9 protein-coding genes are annotated in these 8,473 nt (G+C 71.6%); 2 read left to right on the top strand and 7 right to left on the bottom strand.

Annotation, left to right across the window (positions count from 1 at the left end; all coding sequences use genetic code 11):
- Positions 1-42 precede the first annotated feature (42 nt).
- The 4 genes from FV223_RS13870 to FV223_RS13855 form a co-directional block, all read right to left on the bottom strand.
- Complete coding sequence (locus FV223_RS13870; RefSeq protein WP_246686591.1) at positions 43-1,611, bottom strand: type II and III secretion system protein family protein; 1,569 nt, start codon at positions 1,609-1,611, stop codon at positions 43-45.
- Positions 1,612-1,619: 8 nt separating this feature from the next.
- Positions 1,620-2,411, bottom strand: a complete 792-nt coding sequence (gene cpaB / locus FV223_RS13865; protein ID WP_147727594.1) for a Flp pilus assembly protein CpaB — start codon at positions 2,409-2,411, stop codon at positions 1,620-1,622.
- Positions 2,412-2,641: 230 nt separating this feature from the next.
- Positions 2,642-3,190 (bottom strand): prepilin peptidase, encoded by a 549-nt coding sequence (locus FV223_RS13860; protein ID WP_147727593.1) that lies wholly within the window; start codon positions 3,188-3,190, stop codon positions 2,642-2,644.
- A 345-nt stretch (positions 3,191-3,535) separates the two neighbouring features.
- The gene (locus tag FV223_RS13855; protein ID WP_147727592.1) at positions 3,536-3,703 is read right to left on the bottom strand and encodes a Flp family type IVb pilin; all 168 of its coding nucleotides are present in this window, start codon (positions 3,701-3,703) and stop codon (positions 3,536-3,538) included.
- A gap of 322 nt (positions 3,704-4,025) precedes the next feature.
- On the opposite strand from FV223_RS13855, the gene FV223_RS13850 reads away from it, so the two are divergent.
- On the top strand, positions 4,026-4,541 hold the full coding sequence (locus FV223_RS13850; protein ID WP_147727591.1) for a pilus assembly protein N-terminal domain-containing protein: 516 nt from the start codon (positions 4,026-4,028) through the stop codon (positions 4,539-4,541).
- Between the two features lie 27 nt (positions 4,542-4,568).
- Here the strand turns inward: FV223_RS13850 and FV223_RS13845 are convergent, their stop codons facing one another.
- The 3 genes from FV223_RS13845 to FV223_RS13835 all read right to left on the bottom strand — a co-directional run bounded on the left by FV223_RS13845 (position 4,569) and on the right by FV223_RS13835 (position 7,902).
- Entirely contained in the window at positions 4,569-5,405 is an 837-nt protein-coding gene (locus FV223_RS13845; RefSeq protein ID WP_246689683.1) for an aminotransferase class V-fold PLP-dependent enzyme, read from the bottom strand.
- A gap of 228 nt (positions 5,406-5,633) precedes the next feature.
- Positions 5,634-6,731, bottom strand: a complete 1,098-nt coding sequence (gene mtnA, locus FV223_RS13840) for an S-methyl-5-thioribose-1-phosphate isomerase (protein ID WP_147727590.1) — start codon at positions 6,729-6,731, stop codon at positions 5,634-5,636.
- Between the two features lie 67 nt (positions 6,732-6,798).
- Positions 6,799-7,902 (bottom strand): LuxR C-terminal-related transcriptional regulator, encoded by a 1,104-nt coding sequence (locus tag FV223_RS13835; RefSeq protein ID WP_147727589.1) that lies wholly within the window; start codon positions 7,900-7,902, stop codon positions 6,799-6,801.
- A gap of 176 nt (positions 7,903-8,078) precedes the next feature.
- Here FV223_RS13835 and FV223_RS13830 point away from each other — a divergent pair.
- A partial coding sequence (locus FV223_RS13830; protein ID WP_187276140.1) for a DNA translocase FtsK 4TM domain-containing protein occupies positions 8,079-8,473 on the top strand: 395 nt, incomplete at its 3' end.

Genomic DNA, 8,473 nt, shown 5'->3' with positions numbered 1-8,473 from the left:
GAGGAGGGAAGTCGCGCGGGGCGGGGCACCGCGGGGCGAGGATCAGTCGGTGATGAAGCCGACGCGGCCGCGATAGCCGCGCCCGAGCGGAGCGGTGCCGGCGGTGCCGTAGACCCGGTTGATCTGCCCGAGCAGGATCGCCTGGCCGTCGGTGGCGTCGACGAAGGCGTCGTCGGGGCGCGTCACCTGCCGGGGCTCCATCGCCTTGGCGATGTAGGGGGTGACCATGATCATCAGCTCGGTCTCCTGCCGCTGGTAGTCGCGCGAGCGGAACAGGGCACCGAGGATCGGCAGGTTGACGAGGCCGGGCAGGCCGTTGATCGCCGCCTTGCTCTTCTGCTGGATCAGGCCCGCGGTCATCATCGTGGCGCCCGAGGCGAGCTCGACCGTCGTCTCGGACTTGCGCACCGTCAGGCCCGGAACGGCCGAGGTCGTGTTGCCGCTGACGAACGAGTAGGAGTTCTGTGGGTCGATCTCGCTCACCGACGTGCCGACGCGCACGGAGATGCGGTTCTCGGCCATCACCACCGGCGTGAAGTTGAGGGTGACGCCGTAGGGCTTGAAGGAGATGCCGACGACGCACGTCGGCTGGGTCCCCGCGACGAGGCTCGGCGTGCAGCTCTGGCTCGACGGGACCGGCAGCTCGCCGCCGGCGGTGAAGTTCGCCGACTCGCCCGAGATCGCGGTGAGCGTCGGCTCGGCGAGAACGCGCGAGACGCCGGCCTGCTCGAACGCACGCAGCGTCGCCGTGATGCTCGCGCCGCCGGTGCCGTTGATCGTGCCCGAGAGCAGGTTCCCGGCCGGGAACTGGCCGCCCGAGAGCGAGAGCGGCGTCACGTTGGCGAGGTTGAGCCCCGACCAGCTGCCGCTGAGGTTGATCCCGAACTGCTTGAGGACGGTGCGCGCGACCTCGACCACGGTGACGCGCAGCATCACCTGGTCCTTGTTGCGGATCGTCAGGTTGTTGATCACCGCGCCGCGGGCTCCGGCGCCGCCACCGCCGGCGGCGCCGCCGGACACGCCGACGAAGGCGTTGGCGATGTCGATCGCCTGCTGCGCCTCGGACGAGGAGCCGACCGAGCCGGACAGCAGGATCGAATCGCCGGTGACGCGCACGTCGAAGCGGCCGCCGGGAATGCTCTGGCCCAGGAGCTGGCGCAGCGCCCCAAGCTTGAGGTCGCGCGCCACCGTCACGTCGAGCGCCGCGATCTGGCGGCCTTCCGCGTCGAGGATGAAGATCGAGGTCGCGCCGTCGGCCATGCCGATGACGAAGACCTTGCGGGTCGAGCGCACCACCGCGTTGGCCACCGCCGGGTTGGCCACGAACACCTCCTTGGCGTCGCGCGGCAGGTCGACGATCACGGAGCGGCCCGCGGTCAGCTCGATCTTGCGGGTCGTGCTCGCCTCCGCCTGCCCGACGGACAGGACCGGGGCGGGCCCAAGCACCGCGCGCTCCTGCGCCGCCGCCGGAGCGGTTCCGAAGGCCGTCAGCAGGGCGAGCAGGCCGGCGAGCGGGCTCGCCAGAGGATGGGTGAGGGGGCTCGCGGGATGGCCGGCGAGCGTCGGTCCGGAATCCGTCATCGGCTGCACCTCGTCGTGCGGTTCGGGCATCGGGGGGCTCACCGGGTCTGCTGCCGGCTGACGCCGAAGCGCATCACCGTCAGGGCCGCCTCCTGAGGCGCGGCCTCGGCTTCCGGCGGGCGGCCGGAATCGGCCAGGCTGCGCAGGGCGAGGGAGAGGGAGCCGACCTTCTGGGCCAGCGTGATCTTCTCGGCCTGGCCGGGGGTCAGGGCGAGGGTCGCGGTCTCGCCGGTGACGACGTTGGTGCCGTTCTTCTCCTGGATCAGCTGGCCGACCGCGAGCACGCGCACGTCGGTGAGGATGGTCTGAGAGACCTGCACGTCGCTGCCGGTCGCCTTGGAATTGTCCTCGTCGCGGAAGGTGCGAATCACGTCCACCCGGTCGTTGGGCAGGATGAAGCCGCCGGCCGAGTTGGTGCCGCGGCTGTCGGTGACGATCGCGACGGCGCGCATCCCGGAGGGCAGGATCGCGGCCATGAAGCCGCTGTCGGGCCGCACGAGCTTCTGCGGGCGGATCGGCTCGCCGGCCAGGAAGGCCGAGCGGATCGTCGCGCCGGCCGTCTCCTCCAGCGCCTTCGGCACGTCCTTGCGGGTGATGTAGCCGGGGGTCAGCGCGTCGTCGGGCCATTTCTGCCAGCGCAGGTCGGCGACCTGGAGCACCTGACCCATGGGCAGCTCGGCAGCCGCGACCAGCACCTCGGTCGTCGGCGGCGCGGGCGCCTCGACCCTGACGACGGGCGGGGGCGGCGGATCGCCGCCGCTCATCAGGAAAGCCGCTCCACCGCCCGCGACGAGGGCGATGGCGAGGACGGCAAGACGCGCTGGTTTCATCGTCGGGCCAAAGCATGGAACGGCAGGGTTGCCGCCCGTTGACCGACGTTAGGGCCGAATTCCTCAAATTAGGGTTAAGAAGGCATGACCATCGCGTTTCGTCCGCTGTCCGAGGACGGTCTGACCGGACGGCACGGTGAATGACGCGGTTCCGGCCGCCTAACGCGGTCGTCCGCCCGTCGCGCCGATCTTCATCGTCAGTCGGTGCCGCTGGCAGCTCGGTTCGGGGCTCAGCCGCCGAGGGCGCGGGTCCAGACCAGGGTCTCGGGCAGGATCACCAGCGCGGAGGCTGCGAGCGCGATGCCGTAGGGGATGCCGGTCTTCGCGTCGTGCAGGTGCAGCGCGAAGGGCAGGCGGGCGACGACGGAGGGCAGGGGATGGCTGCGTGCCAGGAGGATCGCCAGCGTCAGCGCTCCACCAAGGATCGAGGCGACGAGCAGGTAGTCGAGAAGCTGGTCGAACCCGATCCAGAGCGCGGTCGAAGCCGCGAGCTTGGCGTCGCCGCCGCCGATCTTGCCCAGCGAGAACAGGGTGAAGGTGACGGCGAGCACCAGCGCGCCGGCCGCGAGATGCATCCCGATCTCGGGAAGGCTGAACAGGCCGGTGGCGGCGACCACGCAGAAGCCGGCGATTAGGGCCAGCGAGATCCGGTTCGGGATCAACATCGTGAGAAGGTCGCTCGCCGCGGCGTAGGCCATGAAGAACGGGAAGACGATCAGGAGGCCGAAGCTCGCCAGACCGGTGCTAGCCATCACGCTTGCCATGACCGTTGCCATCATCCTTGCGATCGCGGTCGATTAGACCGTCGATGGGGTGTCCAAGTCGCGAGTGTCGGGCGCGGGCGTGAAGAAACCGCAAATTCCGATCCAGGCCGCGCCCGGACGCACGGGCCCGAGATCGCGGACGACGCGAAGCCGATCCCGCGGGGGCGGGATCGGCTTTGGCCCGCGGCGGGGCAGGGCATGCGCGCCCGCGAGGGAAGCACCGCACCCCGACTTACGGCCCGTGTCCGCCGTGACGGTCCGTCGGCCCGAGCCCCGATCCCCTGGCCGCCTCCCGTGGGAGGGCCGGGAGAGCGGGACGTTGCCGCCAACTGCGCCGTTTCCGATGGACGCGAAGCCGAACTACTGGACGAGCTGGTTCGAGACGCTCGTGAAGGTATTCTTCAGCTTGGAGCCCAGGGTCGACAGCGTGCCAATGATGACCACGGCGACGAGGGCGGCGATCATGCCGTATTCGATCGCGGTGGCGCCGGACTCGTCCGAAGCGAAGTTCTTGAACATGGTCTTCATGGCTTCAATCCTTGGTCGAAACACTTGCGAGGTAACCGTCGAAGATCTGTTGTTTCGATCGGCGGCAGATGGAGGATGCCGAACCCGCCTTGCCATTCGGTTAAGTCGGTCCGCGAAAGCGCTAAATCGAGGCACGACCGCCCGCATGGTGAAGAAAGCGTCAAGTCTTCGGCGCTCCGCCACGGCGCCGGCTTAGCGGTTCCTTCACCAATAAGGTGTTGCCTGGAGGCGAACGGGATGCGCGCCTCGGCGCGTCGCACCGCTCTGCAGGCACCACGCCCGCGCGACGCGCCTCCAGCGTATTGATGAGTCTCAGCAGCCGATGCGCCTCACCCAGCCCCACCGCCCGTCCCGTGCCCGCTCGGCCAAGCGCCTGCCGGGCGTCGCCCTCGCCGTCGCGCTCGCCTTCGCGACGGCCCCCGCGCTGCGGGCGGAAACCCTGCCCGTCGTCACGGTGATGGTCGACAACGCCAAGGTCATGCGCCTGCCCGAGCGCACGCAGACGGTGATCGTCGGCAACCCGATCATCGCCGACGTCACGCTGCAGAAGAACGGCGTGCTGGTGCTGACCGGCAAGAGCTTCGGCGCGACCAACCTGATCGCCCTCGACGCCGCCGGCGCGATGCTGGCCGAGACGACGATCCGGGTGGAAGCCTCGCAGGCTTCGGTGATCACCATCCAGCGCGGCGCCGAGGAGCGGAACTCGTATTCCTGCACGCCGTACTGCCAGCCTTCGGTGCAGCTCGGCGATTCGACCAAGTATTTCGGCGACGTCAGCGGCCAGGCCGAGACCCGCCGCAACCTCGCCACCGCCGGGTCGACGGGCCCCGGGCGCTGACATTCCCGCCCGACCGCGGGCCGATTTCTAGCCGCGACCGGGCATCACCGCCTCCAGCGCCGCCAGGATGCGGGACAGGTCGGCCTCGTCGACAAAGACGTGCGGGCTGATCCGCAGGCGGCCGAGCCGGGCGCTGACGAATACGTTCCGCCTTCGCAGCTGCGCGACGAGATCCTCGGCGGCGGCACCCGGCACCGTGACGCCCAGGATGTGCGGGCTGCGCAGCGCGCGCAGCGGCACCGCGAGGCCGAGGGCCTGCACGCCTTCGGCGAGGCGGTCGGTCAAGTCCCGGAGCCGGCCTTCGATCGCCGGCACGCCCCAGCCCGCCACGAGTTCCAGGCCCGTGGCCGCCATCGGCAGGCCGACCGGATCGTGGCATTCGCCGCGGTCGTAGCGGCGTGCGCCCATGACCGGCGGGCGGTTCCCGGCATGCTCGGCGAGGGGCCGTCCCTCCTGCCGATGCGGTGCCGCGTAGAAGAAGGCGAGGCTGTAGGGGCCGAGCACCCACTTGTAGGTCGGGAAGGCCAGGAAATCGGGCTTCAGCCGAGCCACGTCGATCGGCATCGCGCCGACCGCCTGGGTCGCGTCCACCACCAGGGCAGCGCCGGCCGCGCGGACGGCCGGAGCGAGACGGTCGAGGTCGATGATTGTCCCGTCCGCCCAGTGCAGCGGCGTGACGGTCGCGACCGCGAGCGGCGGCGCACCGGGGCGGGCGATCGCTTCGAGGAGCGCCGCCGTCCAGTCGCCGGCGTCCGGGCGCGGCACCGCCTCGACCACCATGCCGGCCTCCGCGGCGAGGCGGTCGAAGGCCAGGCAGAGCGATGGAAACTCCTCGGCGACGCGCAGGATGCGCCCGCCCGGCACCGGTGCGATCGCGGCGCGCCCGCTCGGTCCAGGGCGGCACCTCGGAGCGTGGATGGGCCCAGGGCAGGCTCTTCACCCGCATGCCGGCCTCGCCCGCCTCGCGCACGCTGCGCGGAAGCGGCGTCCAGGCGGCGGCATCGAGGTAGGCGACCTCCGCCGGCATCTCGAACAGGTGCCGCTGGCAGGCGAGGGGCGAAGCCATGGGCGCGCTCGTCGACGGGTCGCCGCTCAGGCGGCGCGGCGGCGCTCGGGATAGAGGCCGAGCAGGCCCTCGGCGTCGGCCCGCGCGATGCCGCGCTCGGTGATCAGGCCGGTGACGAGGCGGCCGGGGGTGACGTCGAAGGCCGGGTTGGCGACCGGGCTGCCCGGCGAGACCACCTGGATCGTGGCGAAGCCGCCATCCTCGAGCCGCCCGGTGAGATGGGTGACCTCGCGTGCGTCGCGCTCCTCGATCGGGATCTCGGCAACGCCGTCCTGCAGGGTCCAGTCGATCGTCGAGAACGGGAGCGCCACGTAGAACGGGATGCCGTTGTCGTGGGCGGCGAGGGCCTTCAGGTAGGTGCCGATCTTGTTGCAGACGTCGCCCGACGCGGTGGTGCGGTCCGAGCCGACGATGCAGAGATCGACCTGCCCGTGCTGCATCAGGTGGCCGCCGGCGTTGTCGGCGACGACGGTGTGCGGCACCCCGTGGCCGTTGAGCTCGAACGCGGTGAGCGCCGCGCCCTGGTTGCGGGGCCGGGTCTCGTCGACGATCACGTGGACCGGCACGCCGGCCTCGTGCGCGACGTAGATCGGCGCCAGCGCCGTGCCCCAGTCGACGGTGGCGAGCCAGCCGGCGTTGCAATGGGTCAGGACGTTGACCGTCCGGCCGGTCCGCCGCGCGATCTCGGCGATCAGGCCGACGCCGTGGTTGCCGATGGCGCGGCAGCTCGCCACGTCCTCCTCGGCGATGCGGCCGGCCTCGGCGAAGGCGCGGGCGAATCGCTCGGGCGCCTGGACCTGGCGCAGGTTCCCCGCGACCCGGTCGAGCGCCCAGCGCAGGTTGATCGCCGTCGGGCGGGTCGCGGCCAGCGCCGCCACCGCGTGGTCGAGGCCGGCATTCGAAGCATCCTCGCGCATCGCGAAGGCCAGGCCGTAGGCGGCGGTCACGCCGATCAGCGGCGCGCCGCGCACCACCATGGTGCGGATCGCGCGCGCGGCGTCGTCGAGGCTCGCCAGCCGCTGCAGCTCGAAGGCGAAGGGCAGGCGGGTCTGGTCGATCACCTGGACGCTGACGCCGTCCGCGTCGGGGAAGATAGTCCTGTAGGGGCGGCCGTCGATCTTCATGATGACGGTCTGCCATATCGAAACGCGTTTTGCACCACCGCGCGCGCGTTCCGCGGGATCCCGAAGGTCAGGTCGGGTCGCGCCCGATCGCCGCGCCGGTGAGCATCGCGACGAGGTCGGCCTGGCGGGCGGTGCCGGTCTTGGCGAAGATCGCCTTCAGCTGCGTGCGAATGGTCGCCGACGAGACGCCGTGCACGTCGGCCAGCGTGCCGACCGTGTGCCCGTTCGTCAGCCCGCGGGCGACGCGCGCCTCGGCGGGGGTGAGGTCGAACAATCCCTGCATCAGCTCCGCCGGAAGAGCCCGGCCCTGCCGGAGATCCGCCACGACGAGGATCGTCGCCGCGGCGGCGAACACGTCGCGGGCGGCCCCGCGCACCGGCACGAGGTGGGCGATCATCGCACCGCGATCGGCCCGCGCCGCGATCGGGATGGAGGCGACGGTGTTCGGGTCGCCGGCCTGCACCGGCGCCGCGAGCGCGCGCACGAGGAGGCCGTCCGCGCGCGGGTCCGTCAGGTGGACGCGATCGGACCGATCCTGGGCGACGGAGGGCACGAGGCCGGCGAACAGGCCGTTGGCGGCGATCACCCGGTTCCCCGGTGACAGGACCGCGGCCGGCAGGCCGAGCAGGTCGAGGGCCGAGACGACGCTGCGGGCCTGCGCCAGCCCGAGGCGGGCGGCGATCAGCCCGGCGCGGGCGAGGTGCGCGCGCAGGGGATCGAGGGCGCGCACGGTCTCCGGCGTGAACGGCCCCGCCGCGAAGGCCCGTTCCCAGGAGAAGATCACGGCATCCTCCCCCACCGTCGGGATGGCAACGCCGGTGCACCAGCCGAGGCCGCGGGCCCGCAGGAACCCGTACATCGGGTCCGCGTCCATCTCCGCATGGGTGAACAGGTCGAGGTCGTGGACGAAGCCCGAATGGCCGAGCGCCAGCGCGCGGCCCGGGCGCGGGTTCACCGCCATCAGGCCGGTGGCGATCGCCTCCGGCAGGTGCGTCAGGAGGGCGCCGGTGGCGCGCCACCGGGGGCCGTGCCGCCCCTCGGCGAGGATGATGGCCCCGACGGACCCCGTCGCGGCGGCGATCCGGTCGAGCACCTCCGGCCAGATCTCGGGCACGACGGCGGCTTCGTAGATCAGGTCGACCAGGGCGTCGAACTCGGCGGGGGCAAGCATCGTCGGTCTTCCCAGGCGGCCCGGAGGCCCGGCCGGGGGGAAAGGGAAGCGTTTCCGATCCGGGCCGTCCTCGCAAGGGCAAAGCCCGGGACGTGAAGGATTTTTCAACCTTAAATGCGCGTTAACGTAAGGCGCCTAGCCTCCGGGGCAGAGTCTCCTTTCGCGTCCGGTCCCGCATGCGCTCGCTTCGCCGCTCCGCGTCGCCCTACGATACCTTCGTCGACACGCTGCGCCCGTTCCTGGCGCGGCGGCTGACGGAACTCGGTGGGCTCGTCCTGTTCACGGGCGCGATCGCGCTGACGGTCGCCCTCGCGACGTGGTCGATCGACGACCCGAGCCTCAACCACGCCACCGACCACGTCGCGCACAACGTGCTCGGCCAGCCCGGGGCGGTGGTCTCGGATCTCGCCATGCAGATCCTCGGGCTCGGCGCGCTCGCCTTCGTGCTGCCGCCGGCGCTGTGGGGCGTCCGGCTGATGCGCGAGCGCGACCTGCCGAACGGCGGCATGCGCATCGCCCTGTGGATCATCGGCTTCTGCGCCGCGAGCGCGGTGGCCAGCGCCCTGCCGCC

Origin of the sequence: Methylobacterium sp. WL116 (genome assembly GCF_008039455.1) — a bacterium.
Lineage (GTDB): Bacteria > Pseudomonadota > Alphaproteobacteria > Rhizobiales > Beijerinckiaceae > Methylobacterium.
Note: the sequence above shows the minus strand (reverse complement) of the source record. Positions and strands in the feature narration are given on the sequence as shown.

Excerpts from the sequence above, each read along its gene's own strand:
- mtnA (WP_147727590.1), bottom strand. The coding sequence starts at position 6,731 with ATGAAGATCGACGGCCGCCCCTACAGGACTATCTTCCCCGACGCGGAC.
- FV223_RS13855 (WP_147727592.1), bottom strand. The coding sequence starts at position 3,703 with ATGAAGACCATGTTCAAGAACTTCGCTTCGGACGAGTCCGGCGCCACC.
- FV223_RS13835 (WP_147727589.1), bottom strand. The coding sequence starts at position 7,902 with ATGCTTGCCCCCGCCGAGTTCGACGCCCTGGTCGACCTGATCTACGAA.
- FV223_RS13870 (WP_246686591.1), bottom strand. The coding sequence starts at position 1,611 with ATGCCCGAACCGCACGACGAGGTGCAGCCGATGACGGATTCCGGACCG.
- cpaB (WP_147727594.1), bottom strand. The coding sequence starts at position 2,411 with ATGAAACCAGCGCGTCTTGCCGTCCTCGCCATCGCCCTCGTCGCGGGC.
- FV223_RS13860 (WP_147727593.1), bottom strand. The coding sequence starts at position 3,190 with ATGATGGCAACGGTCATGGCAAGCGTGATGGCTAGCACCGGTCTGGCG.
- FV223_RS13850 (WP_147727591.1), top strand. The coding sequence starts at position 4,026 with ATGCGCCTCACCCAGCCCCACCGCCCGTCCCGTGCCCGCTCGGCCAAG.